The organism is Brevundimonas sp. GW821-FHT12E07, from assembly GCF_058807035.1.
This window is the reverse complement of sequence record NZ_JBXAQH010000001.1, coordinates 706,382-732,275: the sequence shown is the minus strand read 5'-3', so window position 1 is coordinate 732,275 and position 25,894 is coordinate 706,382. Positions and strand designations below refer to the sequence as shown.

Sequence of the window (25,894 nt, the reverse complement as noted above, 5' to 3'; positions counted from 1 at the left end):
CATGAGGCACAGCCTTGGGTTGATCAATGTCCAATAGCCGACAGAAAGGGGTATTTTCCGCGACCGGCCTATTCGGTCAGATAAAACAGGGCCTCAACCGTGGTCCCCAGCGCCTTGGCCAGGCTGAGCGCCAGCAGGGTCGAGGGAATGAAGACCCCGTTCTCGACAGTATTGATGGTCTTCCTCGACACGCCGGCCCGGTCGGCCAGTTCGGCCTGGGTCAGGCCCGCTTCCGTGCGCACGGCCTTCAGCCGCGACCCCAGACGCGGATCACCCATCGTCGCGCCCCGCCTCGCGGAACAGCCAGGCGAAGCGTAGTCCCGCCGCGGCCCCGGCCGCCGCCAGGACGAGGATCAGGCTCAGGACGCCGATCATCGGGCGCCACAGACCCAGCCCCAGCGACAGGGTCGTCCCCGCCAGCAGGACGAAGAAGGCCAGCGTCATCGCCCTCGCCCGCAGCGACTGGGTCAGCTCGTCCTCGAGAAAGCGCTTGTTCTTGAGCGAGGCGCCGTCCCAGCCCATGACCAGCAGGGCCGTGACCCAGGCGTAGAGAACCGGCACGGCCAGTCTCAGATAGTCGACCCAACGGTGCTCGCCCGCCATCACATGGTCCAGGGCGCCCAGGGCCTGGGCCAGGAACAGCAGCGACAGGGCCGGAAAGATGGCCAGCTGCCGCGCCCTCTGGGCCTGCAGCCGGTCGCGCTTGCCCGGCTCGGCCGGATCAGTGCGCCAGCGCGGACCGCCCGGGCGATAGAACCAGGCGCAGATCGCCCCGGCCGCCATGAAGGCCGCTCCCATGCCTGCGATCACCCCGGCCGTGGTCGCCTCATCTCCGGTCAGGTCGACGCCCCAGGCGATGCCGCCGCCGAGCATGGCGGCCCCCACAGCCGTCAGCATGACCAGCAGCACGAACTTCGTCCGGCTGGTCCGCTCCGTCGATTTTCCGTTACCCGTCGTCATCGCCACGCCCCTGCGTCTGATGTCACCTTCGGGTTACATATATCACCTATGGGTTACATGACGTCAAGAGCCCCGGGCCGACCGACTTTCCTTTCGCGGCGGCCAAGCTAGGGTGGCTGCGCTTTCGGGGATCCCATCACACATGCCGTCTTTCTCGCGCCGTCTCGTTCCGGCCGGCCTCGCCGCCGTTCTCGCCGCCACCACCGTCCTGGGCGCCGCCCCCGCCCTGTCGCAGACCAGCGCGTCCACGACGGCGCCCGTATCGGTCCCGCTGATCCCCGGCGCCGACTACGACGCCTCCATCCCGTCCGTCGCGCAGGTGCTGGGCTATGACAGCGGCGCCCGGATCAGCCGCGCGGCCGACGTGCGCCGCTATTTCGAGGCCCTGCGCGCCGCCGCCCCCGACCGCGTCGCCATGGGCGACTATGCGACGACGCATGAGGGCCGCCCGGTGTTCTGGGCCGCCGTCGGCTCGGCCGCCAACATCGCCCGGCTGGACCAGATCAAGGCCAACTCCCGCGCCCTGGCCGACGCCCGCGTCACCTCGCCCGAGCGCGCCCGCGCCATCATCGCCGACCAGCCGATCATCGTCTGGCTGATGTATTCGGTGCACGGCGACGAGATCAGCCCCGCCGATGCCTCGATGGCCGCCGCCCGCCACCTGCTGGCCTCGCGCGACCCGGCCGTTCAGTCATGGCTGGCCAACACCGTCGTGGTCTTCGTCCCGACCCAGAACCCCGACGGCCGCGAGCGCTTCCTGAACTCCAATGCCTCCGGCTTCGGCGTCGAGCCCAACCCCGACCCCCTGTCGGCCGAGCGCGACCAGATCTGGCCCGGCGGCCGGTTCAACCACGACCTCTTCGACCTGAACCGCGACTGGTTCATCCAGACCCAGCCCGAGACGCGCGGTCAGGCCGCCGCCGTGCGCGACTGGCGCCCGCAGGTCCTGGTCGACGCCCATGAGATGGGCACCGACGAGACCTTCTTCTTCCCGCCCGAGGCCCAGCCGCTGAACCCGTGGATCTATCCGGCGACGCTGGAGAGCCGCGAACTGATCGGCCGCAACACCGCCCGCCGCTTCGACCAGAACGGCATCCCGTACTTCAACCGGCAGGTCTTCGACGCCTTCTATCCGGGCTATGGCGACGGCTGGCCGGGCTACCTCGGCGCCATCTCCATGACCTATGAGCAGGGCTCGGCCCGGGGGCTGGCGGCGCGGCGCTCGTCGGGCGAGATCCTGACCTACCGCGATACGGTGCGGAACCACTTCGTCGCCTCCCTCTCGACCATCGAGGCGGCCTCGGCCAACCACGACCGGCTGCTCAACAACTTCTATGCCTACGGCGCCGACGGCGTCGCCGGACGCGGCGCCTACATCCTGTCGCGCTCCAGCTGGGACCCGGGCGAGGCCGACCGTCTGGCGGGCCTGCTGGTCGCCTCGGGCGTCGAGGTGGGCAAGGCCGAGGCGGGATTCTCCGCCTGCGGCAAGTCCTATCCGGCCGGCTCCTACGTCGTGAACCTGAGCCAGCCCCAGCGCCGCATGGCCGAGGTCCTGCTGACGAAGGATGTCGCCGTCCCCGCCGCCTTCCTGGCCGAACAGGAGCGCCGTCGCGCCCGCGGTCTGGGCGACGAAATCTATGACGTCACGGCCTGGTCCCTGCCCCTGATGTTCAACACGCCTTCGGACCGCTGCGCCTCGGCCCCGACCGTCAGCGTCACCGCCGCCAGCACGGACAAGGTCACGCCGCGCGGCGTCGCCGAGGCCGACGCCGCCTATGGCTTCCTCGTCGCCCCCGGCCTCGGCGCGACCCGGCTGATGGCCGCCGCCCTGCGTCAGGGCGTGGCCATGCGCACCATGGACAAGCCCTTCACCCACGCGGGCCGCCGCTGGCCCGCGGGGACCCTCGTCATCCCCCGCGCCGGCAACCCCGCCGACCTGACCGCAAAGATGACCGGCTGGGCCGCTGCGACCGGAGCCGAGGTCGTGGGCGCGGCCGAGAGCTGGAACTCGGATGGTCCCAGCTTCGGTTCGGGCGACGCCGTCGCCGTCCGCGCCCCGCGCATCGCCCTCGCCTGGGATGATCCGACCGACCCGACCGCGGTCGGCGCCACCCGCTACGTGCTCGAGCGGGAGTTCGGCTATCCGGTCACCGTGGTTCGCACCTCCAACCTCGGCAACGCCGACCTCTCGGCCTTCCAGGTGATCGTCCTGCCCGCGGGCGGCGGCTACAAGGGGGTCCTCGGCGACGGCGGCGCCAAACATCTCAAGGAATGGGTCGACAACGGCGGCACCCTGATCGGCCTCGGCTCGGCGACCCGCTTCCTGACCGACCCGGCCTCCGACATGCTGGCCTCGCGCCGCGAGAACGCCGCCGAAGCCGGCGACGGCTCGGGTGCCTCTGACAAGGCCCGCGTCGATGGCCAGCTGATCGCCAGCCTCTCGGACTACGAGAAGCAGGTCGGCGACAGCCAGCATGGCCCCGCCTCGGTCGCCGGCGTCCTGGCTCGCGCCGACGTCGACCCGGACCACTGGCTCTCGGCTGGCGTTGCGCCGTCGCTCAACGTCCTCGTTGGCGGCAGCGACATCTACACCCCGCTCAAGGTCGGCGAGGGGACGAACGTCGCCCGCTTCGCCTCCGCCGACGACCTGCTGATGTCCGGCCAGCTCTGGGCCCAGAACCGCGCCCAGCTGGCCTTCAAGCCGGCGATCATGGCGGCGCCCTCGGGCCGGGGCTGGATCATCGGCTTCGCCCAGGACCCGACCACGCGCGGCTATCTGGACGGGATGAAGGTCATCTTCGCCAACGCCATCTTCCGCGGCCCGGCCCACGCCAGTCCGAACTGGTAGGAGCCGGGCCGGAAAGGCCTCAGCGGTTTACGTCCACCACTGTCCGGCCGCGCACCCTGCCCTGCAGGATGTCCGCCGCGACGCCCGGAACCTCGGCCAGCCCCACCTCGGTGATGGTCGAGGCGAGCTTCGCGACATCCAGATCCGTCGCCAGTCGACGCCAGGCCTCCAGCCGGACGTCGCGCGGGGCGTTGACACTGTCGATCCCGGCCAGGGTCACATTCCTCAGGATGAAGGGCGCGACTGAGCCCGGCAGGTCCATGCCTTGCGCGAGACCACAGGCGGCGACCGTCCCGCGATACTTCGTCCGGGCCAGAACATTCGCCAGCGTATGGCTGCCGACCGAGTCGACAGCCCCAGCCCAGCGCTCGGCCTGGATCGACTTGCCGGGCTCCGACAGCGTCGCGCGGTCGATCACCTCAGCCGCCCCCAACGCCTTCAGATAGTCGGCCTCTTCCAGCCGCCCGGTCGAGGCCACGACGCGGTAGCCAAGGTTCGACAACAGGGCGATGGCGATCGACCCGACCCCGCCATTCGCCCCGGTCACCAGCACCTCGCCCTGCTCCGGCGTCACGCCACCGTGCTCCAGCGCCAGTAAGCACAGCATGGCCGTATAGCCCGCAGTTCCGATGGCCATGGCCTCGCGCGTCGTGAAGGCCTCAGGCACGGGGACCAGCCAGTCGCCCGGCACCCGGGCCTTCTGGGCATAGCCGCCGTGATGGGTCTGGCTCAGCGCCCAGCCGTTGACGAGGACCCGGTCGCCAACCTTGAACCGATCGTCCGCCGAGGCCTCGACCACACCTGCCAGATCGATGCCCGGGATCAACGGGAACACCGAGATCACCGGCGCCTGCCCCGTGATCGCCAGCCCGTCCTTGTAGTTGATGGTCGACCATTCGACCGCGACGGTGACCTCGCCCGCCATCAGGTCCGACACGGGGAAATCGACCACCGCCGTCTGCAGTCCGCCCTCCCCCTTCGTGGTCAGCAACGCCCTGAAATTCGCCTGTTCGCTCATCGGTCCGGTCCTTGTCTGGAGTGTCGATGAGGCCCAGATCGGTCGGTGCGCCGATGATCGCAAGAAGGCACAATCATCACCGGTACTTACAAGAATGGACGTATAGCGATGCGACCCAAACGCCTGGACGCGAAGAGCGGATGCGCTGTCGAGGTGACCCTGTCGGTCATCGGCGGTGTGTGGAAGCCGTTGATCCTGTTCCATCTTCTGGAGAAGCGGCTGCGCTTCATGCAGCTGACCCGACGCATCCCCAATGCGACCCAGAGGATGCTGACCCTTCAGCTGCGCGAGCTGGAGGCCGACGGTCTCGTCGCCCGCCACGTCTTTCCGCAGGTTCCCCCAAGGGTCGAATATGAGCTGACCGACTATGGCCGCAGCCTGGAGCCCATCCTCCTGACCCTGCGCGAATGGGGCATGGCCTATCAACGCGACCACGGCATGCCGGTGTCGGAGGGCTATTGCGCGGCGGAGAGCGCCGCCGCCTAGAGCAGCAGCGCGCCCTCGTGGCGCAGCAGCCAGGTCTTGCGCTCCAGCCCGCCGCCGAAGCCGGTCATGGCCCCATCGGCGCCGACGACGCGGTGACAGGCCAGCACCAGAGCGATCGGGTTGCGGTTCAGGGCGACCCCGGCGGCGCGTGCGGCCTCGGGGCCTGAACCACCGGCGCGTTTGGCCATCTCGCCATAGCTGATCGTCTGGCCAGCCGGGATCCGCGTCAGCTCGACCCAGACCCGCGCCTGAAACCCGCCCTCCCCGGTCGCGCCGTCCAGCGACCACGGGATCCGCTCCAGCGCCGCCCGGTCGCCGGCGAAATAGGCGTCAAACGCCTCGGCCATCGCTTGCGGAAGGGGCGCCTCGACCAGCGCCGCGCCCGGATATTCCCGCGCCATCGTCGCGCGCAGGCTGTCGCCCTTCGCTTCGAAGCTGAGCGCCCTCAGCGCCCCCGCCTCATCGAAGGCGATGGCCAGCGGCTGGATCGGGCTGTCGATGATGGCGCGGTAGAACATCAGCGGCTCATCAGCGCGTTCAGCGCCCCATAGTCCATGGCCGCCTCGACCTGCGGCGCCGACAGTCCGTCGGCCAGAAACGCCTGCGTCAGCCGGTCGGCGGTTCCATAGGCGGCCGCCGAGATGTTCGATCCGGCGCTCAGCCGTCGCACGCCCATGGCCTCCAGCGCCCCGGCCCCCGGCAGGGCCGCCCGCGCCAGCAGGTTCAACGGCAGGCCCAAGCCGACAAGTTCGCGGATCGTCGGCTCGTCCGTCACGCCCGGCATGAACAGGCCGTCGGCGCCCGCCTCACGGAACAGCGCCGTACGCCGCGCCGCCTCCTCCATGCGCCCTTCGACGGGCCCGATCCCCCTCAGCCACAGATCGCAGCGGGCGTTGATGAACAGATCCGGCCCCGCCGCCGCCCTGATGGCCGCGATCTTCTCGGCCAGCAGCTCCGCCGCCCCGGCCCCGTCCTCGATATTGATGCCCGCGGCGCCCGTCTCGACCACCCGGCGGATGAAGCCCGCCGCCTCGGCCGGATCGTCGGAGAAGCCGGCCTCGCAGTCGGCGCTGACCGGCACGCCCGCCACTCGCACGATCCTCTGAAGCGCGGCCAACAGTTCGCCCTCGGGCGGCGCCGCCTCGCCTTCCGCCCCGTCCGGCCAGCCCAGGGTCCAGGCGATCCCCGCGCTGGTCGTCGCCACCGCCTTCGCCCCCGCCTCGCGCGCGATCACGGCGCTGGCCGCATCCCAGGCATTGGGCAGGATCAGCAGGCCCGAGGCGTGCAGGTCGCGGAATTCGGTCATGGCGGGTCTCCGTGTGCGTCAAAGAAACTAGGCCCGCGCGCGGCCGGCGTCTCGCGGTTTTCGGACGCGGACGAGCGATGCTGACAGGTTTGAAAACGACGCTACGCTATCCACCGACGCGGTCGCGGCGGGACACCGGCCATCTGTGCGTAGCCAAGGCCCAATCGGGCCGCGCCTGTCATCACTAGTCAAAGCGGTTCAAGCCAACCAAAGTCGGGGCGGGTTTCGGGGGCGCTCTTGATCGCATCGGCGACGACATGCGCCACCATCGACGCCGGATCCGCACCCAGTCGCAATAGCGCGACACCGGCTGCCTCCCAATAAACAGGCAAGCCCGGCGCAAGCTGCAACATCTTGGTGATATCGTCCCAAGCGCCCGCGAAATCACCGCACTCATCCCGCACTATGACGCGTTCCCAGTACAGGGGAGCACAGTAGGGATAGAGGCTGATCATCCGATCCATACTCCGGGAAAAGGCCTGAAGGTCTCCTGCCGCCGCGTACGCCTCGCGGCTTTTGATAGCCGCGAGAACCTCCGCCGCACAATGCTCGCGCACAAGACGGCCAACCACCTTCTCGATGTCCTTCGCACTGGATAGTCCAAGAGCCCGGAGCGCTTCCAACCTGTCATCAGAGACCAGGCGGCCTGCGACCATTGAAAATCCCTCCGTCCACAGACATGCCTCTTCAACTCCGGAGACAGAGCCATCAAGGAACCCGTACAGGGCGGTGAAAACGGCCGGGTTGCAGATTGTCGCCAAAACGGAGGAGTCGATCGAAAGACCGGACAATTCGTCAAGGTCGAACGCGCGGCGCCGCATAAATTGCAGGCGATCCTCGTTCAGATGTAGAGGCCCTACGATCGGAGCGAGAAGGGGTGAAAACCGTTGCAAGGCTTCCGGGACATTGTGCGGGACAAGTTCACCGTCCTCAATGAACTGCTCCATACAGGACGGCACCAGAAGCCTCTCGCCATAGGCGTAATCCTCCCAGCCCTCACCCACCTCCATGAGCAGCTTGATTATCCCTGTCGATGGCCATGGCATCACTTCGAAGGGCGAATAGAGACGTTCTGCGCCAAACCGACCGGTCGTAAGGCGTAAGGCGCCAGCATCTGCCAAAACCTCTTCCGTTCTGGCCATGAAGGTCCGGAACCCTATCGATTGGTCAACCTCGAACGTCTGAAGTATCCCATGGGTATGCCGAAGCAGACGCTCAATATCCCCCTGCCCCAAGAACCAGTCGTCGAACGTTTTCACGTCACGAATGTTTTCAATCAGAGATTCGCAACGCTCGACCAGCAACCAGAAATCGTCCTCAAGCTCCCGACGCCAAGGCGCTTCCTGAGGACAATGCCTTAGCTCAACGGCTATCCAGTCGCCCTGAGCGTCTGGAGCAGAATCCACAAGGTAGTCAATAATATCCGCATCGGTTGAAACCCGTCGCCGGATCACCATCAAGGTTCGTATGGCTGCGAACGCGGGCCGCGGATCGATCAGCCATCCGTGCGCGTCGAGGTCGAGAATGTAGTTTATGGCGTCAGCGAAGGAGCCTTGCTTCAAAATCCAAAGCGCGGCCCTGATGAGTTTTCCCTGAACGATTGGTCCGGATTCTTCTCGCAATTGGAGATACCAGAATAGCCATTTGGTGCGCAGGACCAAAGTCAACGGCAGGTCAGGAAGCGATCCGACGTACCCCGCAGCCGGCAAGTTAATCGGCCAGTCAGCGGTATTGTAAATTACAGGCTCATCCGAAAATTGCACCCTTAGTTCAGACGAATCCTGAGTAGCTAGAAGAATCTCAAGTACGCCGAATTGTGGATGCAGCAGAGCTTCCAAGCACCTTCGGCATTTGTCCTTGTCATGAACCGACGAGCTGAGGCGCCCAAAGGCCTTGAATTGAAACCACAGGTCTCTCGCCACACCTCCCGTTTTGGGGTCAGCGAAGTGGTTAGGCATTACGCTGGCTCGCTAGTTTTCCAATAACGGGGACGACTGCGAGCAGGTCTCGACGAATGTCCCACAACCCTCGAAGCAACAGAAGTGTCCATTCCTTTTTGGACCGGACCCCACTTCGCACATAGGCGAAACCTGCCTTCGCAAGGGCGACACCCGTTGGCTCGGCGAAATGCGACCGGTCATCCAGAGTCGCAGCCACCGTAGCCACCGCTCCAAGAATATCCTTGAAGCGTCCAACGACAGAGCCCTTTTCCCCAGCCCCTTTCAGAGGAGCGTAGACAGCGTCCGAAGCGGAAGCGAGACCATCGAGAAGGACGATGCCTGGGAAGACGATGAACTTCCCCTCAAACCGGGAGCGGGCGAAATCAACCAGCGGGCTGGCCTGCATCAAGCGGACGCCGTTTCCTGTTGCGGCAGGCAGCGAGCGCTCCGTCGCTTCCCCCTCGAAAAGGAGCAGGATATCCGGCCCGGTGTCGTTTTGAGGCGAAGCCGTGTGCAGATAGGCTGCAATCTCTGCGTCGGCAATTTCATCGAACACAACGATTCCGAAAAGCCCGGGGTGCGCCTTGTCAAATGCCTCCAGCGCATCGGAAGCCAACAGATTATCAACGGATAGTACCGTGCCGGTCGCGTTCTTGATCGGACCTGCCGCCGGGCCGTACGTCCGCAGCAATTCCCTAAGTCGTTGGATTCTCAATCCAGCCCCCGATCCTGAAAACCATCGATATACGACCCTCTCACGACGCAGGAGAGACGTCGACTCTCAACTAAAGGGCGAAGACGGCCCGGCGAGCGCCAAAGCAAAAATGCCGAAGAGTCTGCTTCTGAGGTGCGTAACATCGACTGCCGTCTGCCGCTCTGCGCAACCGATCCGGCCCATCGTCGTTCTGTCGGCTCAGGGCCAGGGGCCGGCCCGTTCGGAGATATCGCCATGCGTTCGATCAAGACCACCGTCACCCCGCGCGACCTGATCGCGCCCGCCCTGATCGGGATCGCGGCGGCCGCCATGGCGATCACGACGAACGCCCACGCCCAGACGCCCTATGGCCAGACGACGCCCTACGGCCAGAGCCAGACCCAGCAGCCCAATCTCGGCAGCGTCGTCGGCGCCCTCTTCGGCATCAACTCCAACCTCGATCCGCAGTGGCTGGCCAACCGCCGCCCGCTGGAGACCGGCCGCGCCCAGTTCGAGAGCCAGCTGACGGCCGACGTCCGCGCCGGGACCCGGTCGAGCAGCAGCGCCGACCGTCTGCGCACCGACTACAATGCCCTGGTCCAATTGGAAGCTCGCTACGGCTCGGACGGCCGCTTCACCACCCAGGAGCGCGCCGATCTGAACGCCCAGTATCAATCCTTCACCCAACGGCTGAACGTCGTCGACAACACCGGCAGCGGCTATCCCAACAACGGCGGCGGATACGGCTCGAACATCTCGGTCGCCGACGGCCGCGCCGACTTCGAGGCCCGCATCAACGCCGCCGTCACCGCGCGCCGCATCACCCGCACCCAGGCCACCAGCCTGCGCACCGACTATCAGGCCCTGATCCAGACCGAGGCTTCCTATGCCCGCAACGGCATCGACGCCCGCGAACAGGCCGATCTCGACGCGCGTCTGGATGCGCTGGACGCCCGGCTCGGCGACGGTCCGTCGAATGGCGGCGGGTACCAGCCCGTTCTCGACAACCGCACCCGCCTCGCCAACATTGACGCCGCCGTCTCGGCCGGCGAGCGCTCGGGTTCGATCAGCCGCACCGAAGCCGCCGACATCCGCGTCGAATACGGCGACCTACTGCGTCTCGAAGCCGCCTACAGCCGCACCCCGCCCTCGGCCGCCGATCGCGACTACCTGACGGGTCGTCTGAGCGATCTGGAAACCCGTGCCCGGGTCAGCACCCGCCGCTAACGACAGAAGCGACTGGCCTCCGCCTCAAGGTGGAGGTGGTCGTGGTGCAGGGCGTTGTAGTCGGGGCTCAGCGTGGTCCCGAACACCTTGCAGGCGTCGTCGCGGATCCGGTGCAGGAACTGCCCCTTCGGCCCCGGGTCGTTCCAGTCGTTGGTCACGGTGATCCGCGTCCCGTCCCTGAGCCGCACCCCCGCGAAGTCCAGCGCCGCCGCGCGTGAGTGCGCGCTCGGCCGGTTGCCCGCCTGGGAGTTGACGGGGCGGCAGGCGTAGACGCCCATGTGATCGATCTGGACCACGTCGGAGCCGAACAGCTCACGCGCCGCCGGCTCGACCGATTGCCGACGCCAGACGCTGACCGCCGCCGCCAGGGCGCAGGTCATGGTCACGTCAGAGGGCTGCATCCGCGCCACCGTCCCGAAGTCCGGCCCCAGCACCCCGGCGTCGGTCAGGCCGCAGGTCTCGGAGTTCACCCGGTCCGGCGTCGGCGAGAAAGTCACCCGCGCTGCGTCCAGTTCGGCCACACATTGACCCAGCGAACTCGTAGCCCCTCGCAGCCGCCGGAAGGTGTCACCGTCGATCGGCTGGCCGATCACTCCCGTCGCGCTGGCGTAGGAGGTCTGCCCCGGCCGGCTCATGCTCGGCGGATAGTATGGCGTCGGCTTCGGTGCATCGGGGATCAGCCGCCCGCAGCCGGACAGCAGCAGCAGAGCCGCCAGCACCGCCCTGCCTCTTATTCCAAACCGCAATCGAATCATCCACGCGACGCCCCGTGGCAGGGTAGGTCACGTCGCGCCGGGACCGAAGCGTCGCCGCACTTCGAACTTGCTGCCACCCTGCTGTCAGCAACCCTCCGCCGTCCCGGGCGCTCTGACTGGCGTCTGCAGCCCTCCGGACCTATCTTGCGTTCATGAACCGTTCCTCGACGCCCAAAGGCTCCGCGCCCCGGATCACCAAGCCCGTGCACGTCCCCGGCTCGGGGATGCAGGAGGCCCCCGCCGCCTTCCTGCGCGACGACGCCGGCTCGATGCCCAAGGCGATGTCGAAGATGCCGATGTTCGCCCCGGTGTCCGGCCCGCGCCTGACGCCCGAGGAGGCCCCCGGCGCGCCCGAAGACTGGGTCCCGCACCGCCCTTCGCACGAAGGCAAGCGCAAAGGCGGCAAGTTCCGCCTTGAGACGAAATACACCCCCGCCGGCGACCAGCCCGCCGCCATCGCCGAACTCGTCGCCCAGGCCGGCGAGGGCGACCGCGACCAAGTCCTCCTCGGCGTCACCGGCTCCGGCAAGACCTTCACCATGGCCAAGGTCATCGAACAGACCCAGCGCCCCGCCCTGATCCTCGCCCCCAACAAGACCCTGGCGGCGCAGCTCTATTCCGAGTTCAAGGCCTTCTTCCCGGACAACGCAGTCGAGTATTTCGTCAGCTACTACGACTACTACCAACCGGAAGCTTATGTACCAAGAACAGACACTTACATCGAAAAGGACTCGTCCATAAACGAGCAGATCGACCGTATGCGCCACTCGGCGACGCGGTCGATTCTGGAGCGGGACGATGTCATCGTCGTGGCCTCGGTCAGCTGCATCTACGGTATCGGGTCGGTGGAGACCTATACGGCGATGACCTTCACGCTGAAGGTCGGGGACACGATCGACGAGGGCAAGCTGCGGGCGGATCTGATCGCGCTGCAGTACAAGCGCAACGACGTCCACTTCGAGCGCGGCATGTTCCGCAAGCGCGGCGATGTGCTGGAGATCTTCCCGGTCCACCAGGAGGATCGCGCCTGGCGCGTCAGCCTGTTCGGCGACGAGGTGGAATCCATCCAGGAGTTCGACCCCCTCACCGGCAAGAAGACGGCCGAGCTCCAGGAGATCACCGTCTACGCCGCCTCCCACTACGTCACGCCGCGCCCGACGCTGAACCAGGCCGTCACCGGCATCAAGGCCGAGCTCAAGGAGACGCTCGACTGGATGGTCGAGAACGGCAAACTCCTCGAGGCCCAGCGCCTCGAACAGCGCACCCGTTTCGATCTGGAGATGATGGAGGCCACCGGCTCCTGCGCCGGCATCGAGAACTATTCCCGCTGGCTGACCGGCCGCGCCCCCGGCGAGCCCCCGCCGACCTTCTTCGAATACATCCCCGACAACGCCCTGCTGTTCGTGGACGAGAGCCACGTCACCGTGGGCCAGATCAACGGCATGTACCGCGGCGACTACCGCCGCAAATCCACCCTGGCGGAGTACGGCTTCCGCCTGCCCTCGGCCATCGACAACCGCCCGCTCAAGTTCGACGAATGGGACGCCATGCGGCCCCAGACGGTCCACGTCTCGGCCACCCCTGGCCCGTGGGAGATGGAGCGCACCGGCGGCGTCTTCGTCGAACAGGTCATTCGCCCCACCGGCCTGATCGACCCGCCCGTCGAGATCCGCCCCGTCAGCGGCCAGACCCGCAACCAGGTCGACGACGTCATCGACGAGGTCAAGGCCGTCGCCCGCAACGGCTACCGCTCCCTGGTCACCGTCCTCACCAAGAAGATGGCCGAGGACCTGACCGAATACATGCACGAACAGGGCGTCCGCGTCCGCTACATGCACTCCGACGTCGACACCCTCGAACGCATCGAGATCATCCGCGACCTGCGCCTGGGGACCTTCGACGTCCTGATCGGCATCAACCTGCTGCGCGAGGGCCTCGACATCCCCGAGTGCGGCCTGGTCGCCATCCTCGACGCCGACAAGGAGGGCTTCCTGCGCTCCGAGACCTCATTGATCCAGACCATCGGCCGCGCCGCGCGCAACGTCGACGGCCGCGTCATCCTCTACGCCGACCGCATGACCGGCTCGATGGAGCGCGCCATGGCCGAGACCAACCGGCGCCGCGAGCGTCAGGAGGCCTACAACCTCGAACACGGCATCACGCCCGAGAGCGTCAAGCGCGACATCAAGGAAATCCTCGACAGCCCCTATGAGAAGGACCGCGTCCTGATCCCCGCCGGCGTCCGCGAGGACTCCAAGCCCTTCATCGGCTCCAACTTCCAGGCCACCCTCAAGGACCTCGAAGGCAAGATGCGCGACGCCGCCTCCAACCTCGAGTTCGAGGAAGCCGCCCGCCTGCGCGACGAGATCAAGAAGCTCAAGCTTCTGGACCTGGAATTCGCCAACGACGTCATGACGGCGGAGGGCCAGGAGGTCGACAAGTCCGCGCCGAAGCGCTGGCGGGCAGACGCGGCGGCGGAGAAGGCGGAGGCGTTCCGGAAGAGCAGGCTGTAGGGTTAGATGGCGGCCCCATCTAGCAGCCGCTTCATCTTAGTAAGCGCTCTGTCGCCTTGCCTCAGAACCGCGCCGCTTCCTCTGCCGCCGACCATTCTGACGAACTCTAACGTTCCTCTGAGCCGCTCGAACTCCAACGGGTTTGGTAAGTTCGATACTTCTAGCGTATGCGCCCACCCACGAAGGGAATTCAGGTATTTACGATCTACAGCGACAGCTGATTGACCCAAAACTAAGCCCGTGATTTCTTTTCTCTGGTTTTTTCCCATGAAACGAGTTTTGGACTCGTTCAGTTTAAATCCATGTCGCTCGATAGTTTCAGATAGATTTTTAAGCAGGCTTTCAGGCATCTTCCTTGAAGAGGAAAATGTAATGTCATCCGCATATCTCGAGTATTTCATATCAAGAGAATAGGCGAGCTCATCCAGTTCGGAATCTAGGGACAGGCAAACCGCATTGGCGATGGCCGGACTAGTAGGAGCACCCTGCGGAAGACCGTTGAACATCGTGGTCAATTTTGCGAGTCCGTTCGCCACGTGTGCCTCGTACCCCAACTCGCGAAATAGACTGACAACGCGTACGAACGAAACGGATGGGAAGAAGTCTTTTATATCAACGTTTAAAATGTAAGCTGCGCCAAGGTGATACTCTGCATTGTCAACGAAACTCCTGCCTCGGACAAAACCGTACGCGCTATTGGAAATTTTTGCGGCCGGAAGAATAGTATCTAATATCCACCATTGGATTACTTTCAGATATGTTCTTGGAGCAGATATAAGGCGCACGCCTCCCGAGCGCTTACGCACATCAAAGTGACGGTATGCTTTGTGGTTTAGAGCGAGAACGCTCCAGATTATCTCAGGAGATATTCCAAGATAGTTCCCAATCTCTCGGGTATCCCGGAGAGGAGGCACCGTGAACAGGACATCTAGATTCGCTGCTCGCTCTGCCGACTTTCCAAACACCAACGATGCCGCAATCAGTTCCTGATAGGCGGGATGAACAATGAGAGGATAGGTGCGGAGCGACACGTTTTACCAATCCCGGAAGATTGCTTCGAGCGCGCGGAAAGGCTGATGTCTCGGTTGTGGCTGCGTCCGCAAGCGAGACATCAGCCTTTCCGCGAGCATTTTATGCCGAACCATTTAACCTACGACCGCTGCTTCAGCGGCCCATTGCGAGCGTCGCTCCGCGCGGCAACGCTAGCCTTTCGGGTCTCTTTGAGCAAGTACAGTCGGCGACCGTCCAACTGGCTCCTGAGCCCCGAAGAGCCAACGTATCTTTCGCCATTTCTTGTCAGCATGTAGCGGCGTCCGACGTAAAGCCAGACCAGTCGAGAATCGATCAAATCAGCCAAACGAGCCTGGATATCTGCCTTCTCCCATTCAACGTGCGCTGTGAACGCTTCAGGCGGGGCTAGCCGTTCGTAGGCTTGCGACACGTCACCCAGCAAGCCTGGCTGAGCCAGTTGGACGGCGAGCAGCAACAATATGTCGTCGATCTGCTTCTTACTGGCCACGGTCCACCAATTTGGCCATCACTCGATCATGGGCTCTCTGCACAAAGGCGTGCACATGCGTCGCTACGGTATCGGGATCGTTATAGTCGCACCACGCTACAGTGGCACCGTTGTTGACGGCCATTCGAAGCGTACCGAGCCGAAGGTAGCTGTTGTCAGTTTCAAACTTTTTGTCCGCTATAATAAGCAGCTTTGGACACAGATGTTCCCGGGCGGACCACGTACCAAGTTCACAGAACGAACCAGCGCTTGCGGGGACTATGACTATAGCATGCGCATCGTTCACTAAGGCCATTTCGGTAATCGCAAAACTAGCTTGCGTTCCGAAATGCTCGTCTCCTATCTCGGATACCCCACGATGTTCACCAAAAATTACGTGATGCTGAAGTTGATCTTCTACAAAGGTTTTAATCCATAACCGAAGCTTAGATGCAGGTCGCTCGTCTAGTTCCGCCTCCCCCCAACCCTTTTCGATTAGCGGGCCAGCTACGAAGACGCTGAGTTTTTGGGCAAGGCGCTTCGCCGCGAGATTTAAGGCGGTTCGTTGGATGGGCGTTGTGAATGGCTTGGGGGCTAACGACACAAGTACTCTGGAAAATTCTTATGAGAGCCATGCCGATTAGCGACGTGAACGAGCAAGCGTAGCCTTCACTGTGCCTCCGGGACAAGAGCGGAATGAAATGGGCAAAACCGCTCTATCGGCCGCTTAGACCAACTCGACCTTCAGCGAATGCCCCAGCACCCGCGCCGCGCGGCTCAGGGTGTCCAGCGTCACGTTGGCAGCCTCCGGATCGAGGACACGGGTCGGTCAGGTGCGGCTGGTTTCCATCTCGGCGGCCATGGCAGCGCGGGTGATGCCCTAGGCCTTCATCGCCTACTCGAGGACAAGCACATTGAGGGCGTCAACGGTCACGCATTCCGGCCGGGCTGCTCACCTTCCGGAGGACGAGACGGTGGCGGAGCGATTTCGTCGATGATCTCTGTGATAAGCCCTTCAATGAAGGCCATGACGCGTCCCGCCAAGACGGCTTGGTCCGGCACGTCGCTCAGACGATACAGGCGCCCATCCAAAACCGACAAGACCGCGAAATCCTGCGGCCCGTTCACCTCGCCGGCGTACATCTCGGGGAACAGGGAGAGCGCCGCGTAGGTCATACGCGCGTCAAGGGGTGGCTTTTGGGTTTTCCAGATGTGAACCGCGACCCGGACCCCATCGATCTCAATCCCGAAGTCGGGAGTGTATTTCACCTTGAACACTTCGTTGGTACTGCTCCACGTCTGCGGCCCGAACGCATGAAGGCGCCCAGGCATTCCAGCGCGCCACTCCTCCAGAAACTCCAAGGCTTCCCGAGCCTGTCGACCTTCAGCAGCGTTACCGTAGCCCACCGTCTCCGCGAGCAGATCTTCTAGGTCTTCGCCGTCGCTGAGATACCGGTGGGCGAGCGCCCTGAACTGACGATGGAAGTCATAGCCCGACCCGGAGCTGGGAAGCAGGCGGTTTCGCATCTCGGTCCGCTGCGGGCGCGGATTGAGCGAGAGCATTTTCAGAAAGGCTGAGAACCCGAAAGTAGGCACGGCGCACCTCCGATATTTAACCGGAGGTTAGTGCGATTCTCTCGTTCAACGAGTCCCAGTCGCTACAGCGATTCTGAAGCACGTGACGAGGCTGTTTATGGTGGCTCTCCGCCGGTTTGAATAGGTCGCCTTCGGAGCCGCTGGGTCTCCGGGTCCGACCGGGCCACGCCGGAGGATGACGAATGGGGCCCGCGCTTATCTGTCCTTCTCCCGGCGGGAGAAGGTGGCCCGGCAGGGCCGGATGAGGGGTTGGCGAGTCAGTCGGCGTGAGCCGTGGCGCGGCCGGGGATGCGGGTTGAGCTGACGTCTGGCGGGTGCCCCTCACCCTTTCGGCTCCACGCATCGCTGCGCTCTGCGAGCGTCAAGCCTCTCCCGATGGGAGAGGGTCGCTGATGTTTGGCACGGTGTCGCCCCCTCCTGATCGCTGCGCGATCTGTCCTCCCCATTCGCCTTCGCGAATGGGGAGGTGATGCTGGGCCGACCGGCTTGAGCTCGCACGCTCCGCGCCGGGTGGACACGTCCGGCCCCAATACTTTGAACGGCTTGCGGCCCGGTCCTAGGCGCAGCCGGGCCGTTCGACCGCGCACGGTCGCGGGTGGCGTCAGACTGCGGGGGTTTCAACCGGGGTCCCATCCATGTCGCCGCCTTCCCGCACTCGATCCGCCGCCACGCTCTCCCCGGAGCTCCACCCATGAGCCGGTGGGCGACGCCGAAGATACGGTCGGAGGAGACCTGGGGCGAGGTCAGGCGGGCGTGGGAGGCGGGGGAGCCGGCGGCGTCGGTGGCCGAGCGGTATGACGTCGGGCTGGCCAACCTGTGGCGGCGGCGGGCCTCGGAGCGGTGGCGGCGGGGGCCGGGGATGCGGGGGGATTGCGATCCGTCGCCGATCCCGCCGGAGGGCTGGGACAAGCACGGCGAGCGGAAGCTGGAGGCGTTTCTGGCCCAGCGGGATGCGGCGCGGGAGCTGGTGCGGGACCTGATCCGGATGATGGACGGCGGGCCGATGGAGGAGGCGCCGATGTGGCACATGACCTTCCTCTATCGCTGGCGCGCCGACCATCTGGGGCCCGAGGTCGCGGCCATGGATCGGGCGCGGGCGGCGGAGCATCCGTGGGCGGACGAGTTCTGGGATGAGGAGGGGCGGCTGAAGCCGCTGTGGGCGCTGGATGAGGCGATGCTGCGGCTGCATCGGAAAGAGTGGCGCGAGCAGATGGGGTTGCCGGAGGGGGAGGCGGTGGGGGTTCCGTGACTCTTGTTCCCTCTCCCGGCGGGAGAGGGCTTGAGGCTCGGGGAGCCGCAGGCGATCCGCAAGCCGAAAGGGTGAGGGGCTGGCGCTGACCGGTGAGGGGGAGCCCCTCACCCTTTCGCGCAAGAACGACGGCTGCGCCGCCGTGCGCTCAAGCCCTCTCCCGACGGGAGAGGGTGGCGGGGTTAGTTCACCGGCAGCTGGACCATGGCGATGACGCCCCAGAGGCACTGGAGGACCGAGATGGTCAGCATGACGACGTGCAGGGACGGGCGGCGGAAGGCCTGGCCGATGCCGCCGAAGAAGAGGGCGCTGGCGAAGATGACGGTGGCGCGGACGAAGGCGTCGCTGACCTTGTTGGCGTACTGGCCGTGGTCGAAGGTGGCGGTGGCCTTCTGCTCCATGACGGCGGCCTCGGCGCGGGCGGCGAGCCGGTATTCGGGCATGACGAAGGGGGTCGGCGGGGCGGCCGGATTGGTCAGGGGCTGACGCGCGCGCCAGGCGGCGTGGGCGGGGCGGTATTCGGGGCGGAACCTCTGTTCGTAGAACCGGGCCAGGGCAGTGTCGCCGTGGGCCTCGGCGCCCAGCCACTGGGTGAACATCAGGACGTCGCCGCCCTCGAGCTGGCCGGCCTGGATCTGGCGGCGCGAGGCCTCGGTTCTGAGGGCGCCGGCCTGGGAGTAGGCGGCGGCCTGGTCCCCGTCCCACAGGGCCGCCTGATAGCCGGACCAGGAGGTCAGCAGGCCCGCGATCGACAGGGTGACGGCGCTGGCGATGTCGGCATGGCCGCCGATCCAGTGGACAAGGCGGGACCAGAGGGTCGTCGGGGCGGGGGTGGCAGCGGCGGTGGCCATTTTGCTCTCCGGGCTCAGCCCGCGGGGATGGTGACGAGGGGCGAGCGGGCGGCGCCGGTGTCGTCATTGAGGGACATCAGGATCTGGGCCAGCAGGAAGGCGCGGATCGAGGCGGTGTCGTCCTGTTCGATCCAGAACCAGCGGCCGCGCTGCTGGACCGCGACGTGGACATGGTCGGGCGCCTTGGGACCGGAGTGTACGCGGATCAGGTCGGAGGGGTCGAAGACGTCGTCGCCGGTCAGGTCGACGCCCTGCCCCATCTCCTGCAGCACCTCCAGCATCGAGCGGGTGGTGACGGCCAGCTCGTCCTTCTGGACCGGCTCGACGGCGAAGACGACGCGCATGTCGCGGCCCTCGGGGCGCAGGTTCAGGGTGGCGGCGAGGGTGTCCAGGTCGGCGCGGTCCTGGTCGGTCAGGGTGGCGGACAAACGGGCGACGGAGGCCCAGACGCCGTCCTCCTGCTTGAGCCGGATGCTGAGGGCGCCCGAGGCCTGGAGGCGGCGCATACAGGCCACGACGACGGGGAAGTTCGGGTCGCCGGGGGTGGCGAACAGGGGGGCGCGGGCGCCGGCGCGGACGCCGTTGATCGAGCGGACGGCGATGCGGAACAGGTCGTCCGCCGCCCAGCCCGCCTCGATCATCCCCAGCAGGGAGGCGGGCGGAATGGGCGACAGCAGGCTGCGCGCGAACCGCTCGCCGGACATGGGGGTGTAGGTGACCGTGGGGGTCTCGCGAAACAGGATAGAGCCGTCGGTATTGCCCGGGCTGTCGTCGCCGGGGGCGGAGATCTCGAGATGCAGGCGGCCGGAGGTCTCGCGCGTGTACTGGCTGATCACGGAGGCGACGCTGAGGAAGCTGGGGGCGTCGCCGAAGCGCAGGGCCACGATATTGGACAGCAGCTCGGCCTTCTCGCTGTCGCGCAGGCGGACGGTGTAGTCGGCGCGGTCGATGCCGATGCGCTGGCCGCCCAGCCCGATACAGCCCCCGCTCGTGAGGGCGAGGAGGACGGCGCCTGTCAGGGAGATCAGACGGCTGGGCATGGGGGCAGAAGACGCGGTTCTCCCGCAGGCCGCCATCGGGCGAGAACCTGAGGGGGCGGGTCAGGCGGGATTGGGGTTTGGCCGGACAGACGGCGGGGGCGCGCACGGGGATGCTGGCGGGGAAGGAGATCGCGAATGTCTGTGAGACGCCTGCTGGCCCCGTTGGTGATGCTGGTCGCGCTGGCGCTGACGAGCCCGGCCTGGGCGGCGCTGCCGTCGTGGAACGCGGGCGCAACGAAGAGCGCGATCGTGGCCTTCGTCACGGCGGTGACCTCGCCGGGGCCGGGCTTCGTGCCGGAGGGTCAGCGGGTGGCGGTGTTCGACAACGACGGCACCCTGTGGACCGAGCAGCCGGTCTATACGGAGGTCGCCTTCTCGATGGCGCGGGCGGCGGAGCTGGCGAAGGCGGACCCGGCCCTGGCGGCGCGACCGGCCTTCCAGGCGGTGCTGGCCAGCGACGGGGGCGCCGACCGGGCGCGGATCGCGGCCCTGTCGATGAGCGAGCTGCTGGAGCTGGTCGCGGCGACGCACAGCGGCCTGACCACCGACGCCTTCTCGGCCGCGGCGGCGCAGTGGCTGGCCACGGCGCGGCATCCGCAGTCGGGCCGTCCGTACCCGGACAGCGTCTATCAGCCGATGCTGGAGCTGATGGACTATCTGAGGGCAGGCGGGTTTCAGGTCTTCATCGTCTCGGGCGGCGACCGCGACTTCATGCGGACCTTCGCGCGCGAGACCTATGGGGTGGCGCCCTGGCAGGTGATCGGCTCCAGCAACGCGCTGGACATGGTCGAGGCGGACGGCGGCTGGGTCCTGACGCGGACGGACAAGGCCCTGCCCGACGACGGGCCGGACAAGGTGCGTAACCTGGCCCTGCAGATCGGCATCCGGCCCATCTTCGCGGCGGGGAACTCCGACGGCGACCTGCAGATGCTGCAGTATGCGACCGGGGCGACCGGGACGCGGTTCGGCCTGCTGGTCCATCACGACGATGCGGCGCGCGAATACGCCTATGACCGCCAGAGCGCGATCGGCAAGCTGGACAAGGCGCTGGACGCCGCGGGCCCGGCCGGATGGACCGTGGTCAGCATCCGCAACGACTGGCGCATCGTCTTCCCCGACGAGGCCCGCTGAGGACTCCCCGGACCTGTCGCGGGGGTTTGACCCGATCCCGGCGAGCCCCGCCCGGCGCGATACCGGCCTTCCCCTCTTCAGGAGAACCGCCATGCCGAACGGAAAACCGAACATCCTCGTCATCTGGGGCGACGACATCGGGATCAGCAATCTGAGTTGCTACACCAAGGGGCTGATGGGCTACCAGACGCCCAATATCGACCGCATCGCCAACGAGGGCATGCTGTTCACCGACAGCTATGGCGAGCAGTCCTGCACCGCTGGCCGGTCGAGCTTCATCACCGGCCAGAGCGTGCTGCGGACGGGCCTGTCCAAGGTCGGGGCCCCGGCCGCGCCGGTGGGCATGAACGACAAGCTGGTGACCATCGCCGCCCTGCTGAAGGAGCAGGGCTACGCCACCGGCCAGTTCGGCAAGAACCATCTGGGCGACCTGAACCACATGCTGCCCACCAACCACGGCTTCGACGAGTTCTTCGGCAATCTTTATCACCTGAATGCCGAGGAAGAGCCTGAAATGTATGACTATTACCCCGAAAAGGACTTCCCGAACTTCAAGAAGAAGAACGGGCCGCGGGGCGTGGTCCACAGCTGGGCGACCGACGTCGACGACGACACCACCCACGAGCGCTGGGGCAAGGTCGGCAAGCAGAAGATCGAGGAGACCGGTCCGCTGACCATCGAGCGGATGGAGACCTGCGACGACGAGTTCGTCGAGAAGGCGACCGACTTCATCAAGCGCGCCGACGGCGACGACAAGCCCTTCTTCGTCTGGCTGAACACCACCCACATGCACATGTTCACGCACACGAAGAAGGAGAGCCTGGGTCAGGCCGGACGGTGGCAGTCGCCGTACCACGACACCATGATCGACCATGACAAGAACGTCGGCCAGATGCTGGATCTGCTCGACGAGCTGGGCCTGGCCGAGGACACCATCGTCGTCTATTCGACCGACAACGGGCCGCATCGCAACAGCTGGCCGGATGCCGGCACCACCCCGTTCCGCAGCGAGAAGAACACCAACTGGGAAGGCGCCTTCCGCATTCCCGAGCTGATCCGCTGGCCCAACAAGATCAAGGCGGGCAGCGTCTCCAACGAGATCATCCAGCACCACGACTGGCTGCCGACCTTCCTGGCGGCGGCGGGCGAGCCGGACATCGTTGAGAAGGTCAAGAAGGGCGTCACCGCCGCCGGGCGGTCGTACAAGAACCACATCGACGGTTTCAACCTGCTGCCCTACCTAACCGGCGAGGTGGAGAAGAGCCCGCGTCAGCTGTTCGTCTATATCTCCGACGACGGCGACATCCTGGGCGTCCGCTACGACAACTGGAAGGTCGTGTTCATGGAGCAGCGGCTGAAGGGCACGATGGGTCTGTGGGCCGAACCGTTCATTCCCCTGCGCCTGCCCAAGCTGTTCAACCTGAGGACCGATCCATACGAATACGCGGACGTCACCTCGAACAGCTACTACGAGTGGTTCATCTACCACGCCTACATCCTGTACGGCGCCTGGGGCCTCGCCGATCAGTTCGCGGCCACCTTCAAGGACTTCCCGCCGGTTCAGAAGCCCAACACCTTCACCATCGACGATGCGGTGGCGAAGATGGCGGAGGCCCAGGGCGGCGGCTGAGGCGCTCTCCCGATCAGGAAGCGGAAAGGCCGGCGGGCGACCGCCGGCCTTTTTCGTCGAGGCAGGTCACAGACCAACCTGAGCCGTGGGACGGGGTTTCACCCGATTCCGCGAGCTCGGCCGTCGTGTCTGTTTCAGCCTCTCTCCACGAACAGACGGCGATGCTTCCGATGATCGACCCCCTGCCCTCCTGGCGCGCCGGCTCCATCCGCAAGGCCATCGTCGATTTCGTCGAGGCGGTGACGACGAAGGGGCCCCACTTCGTGCCCGCCGCCGAGCGGATCGCCGTGTTCGACAATGACGGCACCCTGTGGTGCGAACAGCCGGTCCAGCCCCAGGTCGCTTTCGCCCAGGCGCGGCTCAAACATCTGGTGCGGACCAATCCGGGGCTGGCCGACCGGGCGCCGTACAAGGCCTTCCTCGACCACGACCTGACGGCGCTCAAGGCCCTGGGCAAGCGCGGCGTGTTCGAGGTGGCCTTCGCCGTTCACGCGGGGATGACGGTCGACAACTTCATGCGTTCGGCCAAGGACTGGCTGACCGAAACGCCGCATCCGCGGTTCGACCGCCTCTATACGGATCTGGCGTACCAGCCGCAGCTGGAGCTGCTGGACTGGCTGCGCGATCACGAGTTCCAGATCTGGATCGTCTCGGGCGGCGGATCAGATTTCATCCGGGCCTTCGCCGAGAGCCGCTACGGGGTGCCGCCGGAGCGGGTGATCGGCAGCACGGTGCGGACCCAGGTGCAGGACACCAACGGCCATCTGGACCTGTTCAAGCTGCCGCATCTGGAAAGCTTCGACGACCGCGAGGCGAAGACCGAGAACATCGGCCTGCACATCGGGCGGCGGCCGATCCTGGCCTTCGGCAACTCGGACGGCGATCTGTCGATGATGCGCTACACCCTGTCCGGACCGGGCAAGCGGCTGGCCCTGCTGCTGCACCACGACGATGCGGATCGCGAGGTCGCCTATGACCGCGACTTCGTCCTGAGCCCCCTGGTCGAGGCGCTGGACCGGGCCGAGTTCTACGGGCTGAAGCGGGTCAGTATGAGCCGCGACTGGGCGACGGTCTTTCCGGACGTGAGCGAGGCGGTCGCGCCGCCGAAGCGTATCCGCCGCCGGGGGATCTGACGCCTCAGAAGGCCTCGCCGATGCGGAAGTAGAAGGCGTCGGAATCCTTGCCGACCGCATAGTCGACACCGACGTTGACACCGTATTTCCGCGAGGCCTCGAACCGCAGTCCGGCCCCGGCGGCGGGCAGGAAGGCGTCGGTGACCGAGCCGAAATCGGGGCCCACCCCGCCGACGCCGGCGAAGACCACGGCGCCGAAACGGCCGAACAGATGGCGCCGGTACTCGGCCTGGACCGCGACCATGGCCCGGTCGCGATACTGGCCCGAGGCATAGCCGCGCAGGTCGCTCTGACTGCCGTAGTTGCAGATGTCGTAGAAGGGGGCGTCGTCGCCGGCGACACAGACCGAGCCGCGCCAGGCCAGGACCGATTTCGGGTCCAGCCGGTGATAGCCGTTGAGGCGCGCCTCGCCCCGACTGTAGTCGCGATCGCTGCCGAAGGCCTGATCCGCGACCAGCCAGACGCCGGTGGCGTAGATCCCGCTGGAGGTCTGGTACTCGCTGTCGCGGGTGTCGTATTCGGCGGACAACCCGAGCGCGGACGAAACAGACTCCAGCTCCGCCGGCGGCAGGTCCAGATCGGGATAGGGCGGCGGGTCGACGTGCAGGCTCGTCGACATGTCGATGTAGCGATACTGCAGCCCGGCATAGAGGTTGGGGGCCACCCGCATCAGGCCCTGAAGCCCGACGAAGCCGGCGTCCTGGGTGATCGGAACCGAGAAGCCGCGATCGCCCGCGTCGGGCCCGATGCCGTAGTAGTCGACGTGGAATTCGCCACCCCCGACGCCGCCGGTGAAGCGGAATTTGTCGTCGCCGATATAGGCCTTCTGGACCAGGGCGAGGGCCCAACTTTCGGTGTTGGTGTAGAGGAAGGCGATGCCCGTGACCCAGGGCTTGTCCGACTGACCCGCCTTGTAGAGGGCGCCGGCGCCGACCGCGAAGCCGCTGCCGATGGTCGGGTTGGAGACCGGAATCGGCAGCGCGATGTAGCTGAAGTCGTGAGGCTTCTTCGTCGTGGAATCCGTATCCGGATCGACCGGAGCTTCGGCTGTGGCGCCGGACGAGGTTTCGGGCGGAGCAGCAATCTGGGCCCAGGCGGATCCCGCCGTTGCGGCCATGCAGAGGCCGAGCGCCACGCCGGTCATAAGGCGCCGTTGAAGGGCGCGGGTCTTCGGGACGGCGAACGGAGATCGGGAACCGGCGAACGGCATGGGAGGCGCCTCCTGGCGGCTCCGGTATCGGGCCCGGGACAGGAGAATCCTATCGGGCGATGACCTGAGACGGGGGCTGGGGCGGGCGCGGCAACTCCCTGCTTCCGGGTGAGATTTCGGAGGTCTCAGGTTTTTACCCGATTACCCCTGCGCCCCCACGGACCGACAACTCCCCCGGCATTCAGCCCAAAGGAATTGACCCATGTCCGTCTTCCTCGCCCGAGCCGCGGTTGCAGCCGCCGCCCTTTCCGTCCTCGCCCTGGCGGGCTGCGAAACCCCCGCCGGCAAGGTCGATGTGCTCCAGTCCAGCTCGACCTCGGTCGTGCCCGGCTCCACCTATGCCTGGGCGCCGGTAACCAGCGCGACCCAGCGTTCGACCGATCCGCGCGTCGCCAACGACATCATCAACCAGCGCATCCAGTCGGCGGTCGACAGCGCCCTGGCCGCCAAGGGCTATCGCCGTGTCAGCTCGACCAGCCAGGCGACCCTGCTGGTGTCCTACTACGTCGGACTGGAAGCGCGCTCCGACATCCAGTCCAACAACATGGGCCCGCCGCCGGCCGCCGCCTGCGGTTTCCGCGGCTGTGTCGCCGGCTGGGGCTTCTACGGCGCGCCGATGCTGGACGTCGAAACCATCAACTACACGCAAGGGACGATGATCCTGGATCTGGTCGACCGGGCCTCGGGCCAGCTGGCCTGGCGGGCGACCTCGAACCGCCGCGTCGACAGCTCGGACGCCGATCAGGCCAGCCTGAACGCCGTCGCCGCCGACATGGTCAAGACCCTGCCGGGCGGGGCGCAGTAGGGGC

At 66.1% G+C, this 25,894-nt stretch carries 23 protein-coding genes; 9 read left to right on the top strand and 14 right to left on the bottom strand.

Annotation, left to right across the window (positions count from 1 at the left end):
• Window positions 1-68: 68 nt before the first annotated feature.
• Together AC1ROD_RS03705 and AC1ROD_RS03700 are read right to left on the bottom strand one after the other, a co-directional pair.
• Window positions 69-278: a helix-turn-helix transcriptional regulator gene (locus AC1ROD_RS03705; protein ID WP_492946904.1), complete on the bottom strand. Its 210-nt coding sequence runs from the start codon at window positions 276-278 to the stop codon at window positions 69-71.
• Window positions 271-960, bottom strand: coding sequence for a hypothetical protein (locus AC1ROD_RS03700; protein WP_492946903.1), 690 nt, complete (start codon window positions 958-960; stop codon window positions 271-273). The genes AC1ROD_RS03705 and AC1ROD_RS03700 overlap by 8 nt, the downstream gene beginning before the upstream one ends.
• A gap of 142 nt (window positions 961-1,102) precedes the next feature.
• Between AC1ROD_RS03700 and AC1ROD_RS03695 the strand changes: the two genes are divergently transcribed.
• The gene (locus tag AC1ROD_RS03695) at window positions 1,103-3,808 is read left to right on the top strand and encodes a M14 family metallopeptidase (RefSeq protein WP_492946902.1); all 2,706 of its coding nucleotides are present in this window, start codon (window positions 1,103-1,105) and stop codon (window positions 3,806-3,808) included.
• 19 nt (window positions 3,809-3,827) lie between these two features.
• Here the strand turns inward: AC1ROD_RS03695 and acuI are convergent, their stop codons facing one another.
• Window positions 3,828-4,826: an acrylyl-CoA reductase (NADPH) gene (acuI, locus tag AC1ROD_RS03690; protein WP_492946901.1), complete on the bottom strand. Its 999-nt coding sequence runs from the start codon at window positions 4,824-4,826 to the stop codon at window positions 3,828-3,830.
• Window positions 4,827-4,934: 108 nt separating this feature from the next.
• Between acuI and AC1ROD_RS03685 the strand changes: the two genes are divergently transcribed.
• Window positions 4,935-5,312, top strand: a complete 378-nt coding sequence (locus AC1ROD_RS03685) for a winged helix-turn-helix transcriptional regulator (protein WP_492946900.1) — start codon at window positions 4,935-4,937, stop codon at window positions 5,310-5,312.
• Here the strand turns inward: AC1ROD_RS03685 and AC1ROD_RS03680 are convergent.
• The 4 genes from AC1ROD_RS03680 to AC1ROD_RS03665 all read right to left on the bottom strand — a co-directional run bounded on the left by AC1ROD_RS03680 (window position 5,309) and on the right by AC1ROD_RS03665 (window position 9,249).
• Window positions 5,309-5,830, bottom strand: a complete 522-nt coding sequence (locus AC1ROD_RS03680) for a methylated-DNA--[protein]-cysteine S-methyltransferase (RefSeq protein WP_492946899.1) — start codon at window positions 5,828-5,830, stop codon at window positions 5,309-5,311. The genes AC1ROD_RS03685 and AC1ROD_RS03680 overlap by 4 nt on opposite strands.
• Window positions 5,830-6,618: an isocitrate lyase/PEP mutase family protein gene (locus AC1ROD_RS03675; RefSeq protein WP_492946898.1), complete on the bottom strand. Its 789-nt coding sequence runs from the start codon at window positions 6,616-6,618 to the stop codon at window positions 5,830-5,832. The genes AC1ROD_RS03680 and AC1ROD_RS03675 overlap by 1 nt, the downstream gene beginning before the upstream one ends.
• Before the next feature lie 188 nt (window positions 6,619-6,806).
• A complete protein-coding gene (locus AC1ROD_RS03670) occupies window positions 6,807-8,456 on the bottom strand; it encodes a tetratricopeptide repeat protein (RefSeq protein WP_492946897.1) in 1,650 nt (549 codons plus the stop codon).
• Window positions 8,457-8,568: 112 nt separating this feature from the next.
• Window positions 8,569-9,249: a hypothetical protein gene (locus AC1ROD_RS03665; protein WP_492946896.1), complete on the bottom strand. Its 681-nt coding sequence runs from the start codon at window positions 9,247-9,249 to the stop codon at window positions 8,569-8,571.
• Between the two features lie 258 nt (window positions 9,250-9,507).
• Between AC1ROD_RS03665 and AC1ROD_RS03660 the strand changes: the two genes are divergently transcribed.
• Complete coding sequence (locus AC1ROD_RS03660) at window positions 9,508-10,479, top strand: hypothetical protein (protein ID WP_492946895.1); 972 nt, start codon at window positions 9,508-9,510, stop codon at window positions 10,477-10,479.
• Here AC1ROD_RS03660 and AC1ROD_RS03655 read toward each other — a convergent pair.
• Window positions 10,476-11,198: an extensin family protein gene (locus AC1ROD_RS03655; protein ID WP_492946894.1), complete on the bottom strand. Its 723-nt coding sequence runs from the start codon at window positions 11,196-11,198 to the stop codon at window positions 10,476-10,478. The two genes, AC1ROD_RS03660 and AC1ROD_RS03655, sit on opposite strands and share 4 nt — an antisense overlap.
• 317 nt (window positions 11,199-11,515) lie before the next feature.
• Between AC1ROD_RS03655 and uvrB the strand changes: the two genes are divergently transcribed.
• Window positions 11,516-13,747, top strand: coding sequence for an excinuclease ABC subunit UvrB (uvrB, locus tag AC1ROD_RS03650; RefSeq protein ID WP_492947729.1), 2,232 nt, complete (start codon window positions 11,516-11,518; stop codon window positions 13,745-13,747).
• Between the two features lie 2 nt (window positions 13,748-13,749).
• Here uvrB and AC1ROD_RS03645 read toward each other — a convergent pair whose 3' ends face one another.
• The 3 genes from AC1ROD_RS03645 to AC1ROD_RS03635 form a co-directional block, all read right to left on the bottom strand.
• Window positions 13,750-14,778 (bottom strand): retron St85 family RNA-directed DNA polymerase, encoded by a 1,029-nt coding sequence (locus AC1ROD_RS03645; protein ID WP_492946893.1) that lies wholly within the window; start codon window positions 14,776-14,778, stop codon window positions 13,750-13,752.
• Between the two features lie 477 nt (window positions 14,779-15,255).
• Window positions 15,256-15,849, bottom strand: coding sequence for a hypothetical protein (locus tag AC1ROD_RS03640; RefSeq protein ID WP_492946892.1), 594 nt, complete (start codon window positions 15,847-15,849; stop codon window positions 15,256-15,258).
• A gap of 326 nt (window positions 15,850-16,175) precedes the next feature.
• Window positions 16,176-16,841 (bottom strand): hypothetical protein, encoded by a 666-nt coding sequence (locus AC1ROD_RS03635; protein WP_492946891.1) that lies wholly within the window; start codon window positions 16,839-16,841, stop codon window positions 16,176-16,178.
• 691 nt (window positions 16,842-17,532) lie between these two features.
• Between AC1ROD_RS03635 and AC1ROD_RS03630 the strand changes: the two genes are divergently transcribed.
• Window positions 17,533-18,090 carry a hypothetical protein gene (locus tag AC1ROD_RS03630; protein WP_492946890.1) on the top strand — a complete coding sequence of 186 codons (558 nt, stop codon included), beginning with the start codon at window positions 17,533-17,535 and terminating at the stop codon, window positions 18,088-18,090.
• A gap of 182 nt (window positions 18,091-18,272) precedes the next feature.
• Here the strand turns inward: AC1ROD_RS03630 and AC1ROD_RS03625 are convergent, their stop codons facing one another.
• Together AC1ROD_RS03625 and AC1ROD_RS03620 are read right to left on the bottom strand one after the other, a co-directional pair.
• Window positions 18,273-18,941, bottom strand: coding sequence for a hypothetical protein (locus AC1ROD_RS03625; RefSeq protein ID WP_492946889.1), 669 nt, complete (start codon window positions 18,939-18,941; stop codon window positions 18,273-18,275).
• Between the two features lie 14 nt (window positions 18,942-18,955).
• Complete coding sequence (locus AC1ROD_RS03620; RefSeq protein WP_492946888.1) at window positions 18,956-19,981, bottom strand: hypothetical protein; 1,026 nt, start codon at window positions 19,979-19,981, stop codon at window positions 18,956-18,958.
• A 135-nt stretch (window positions 19,982-20,116) separates the two neighbouring features.
• Here AC1ROD_RS03620 and AC1ROD_RS03615 point away from each other — a divergent pair, with 135 nt between their 5' ends.
• The 3 genes from AC1ROD_RS03615 to AC1ROD_RS03605 all read left to right on the top strand — a co-directional run bounded on the left by AC1ROD_RS03615 (window position 20,117) and on the right by AC1ROD_RS03605 (window position 23,875).
• Window positions 20,117-21,112 carry an HAD family hydrolase gene (locus AC1ROD_RS03615; protein ID WP_492946887.1) on the top strand — a complete coding sequence of 332 codons (996 nt, stop codon included), beginning with the start codon at window positions 20,117-20,119 and terminating at the stop codon, window positions 21,110-21,112.
• 91 nt (window positions 21,113-21,203) lie between these two features.
• Window positions 21,204-22,742 (top strand): arylsulfatase, encoded by a 1,539-nt coding sequence (locus tag AC1ROD_RS03610; RefSeq protein ID WP_492946886.1) that lies wholly within the window; start codon window positions 21,204-21,206, stop codon window positions 22,740-22,742.
• Window positions 22,743-22,912: 170 nt separating this feature from the next.
• The gene (locus tag AC1ROD_RS03605) at window positions 22,913-23,875 is read left to right on the top strand and encodes an HAD family hydrolase (RefSeq protein ID WP_492946885.1); all 963 of its coding nucleotides are present in this window, start codon (window positions 22,913-22,915) and stop codon (window positions 23,873-23,875) included.
• A 4-nt stretch (window positions 23,876-23,879) separates the two neighbouring features.
• Here the strand turns inward: AC1ROD_RS03605 and AC1ROD_RS03600 are convergent, their stop codons facing one another.
• Entirely contained in the window at window positions 23,880-25,085 is a 1,206-nt protein-coding gene (locus tag AC1ROD_RS03600; protein ID WP_492946884.1) for a BamA/TamA family outer membrane protein, read from the bottom strand.
• A 202-nt stretch (window positions 25,086-25,287) separates the two neighbouring features.
• Here AC1ROD_RS03600 and AC1ROD_RS03595 point away from each other — a divergent pair, with 202 nt between their 5' ends.
• A complete protein-coding gene (locus AC1ROD_RS03595) occupies window positions 25,288-25,890 on the top strand; it encodes a DUF4136 domain-containing protein (protein ID WP_492946883.1) in 603 nt (200 codons plus the stop codon).
• Window positions 25,891-25,894 lie beyond the last annotated feature (4 nt).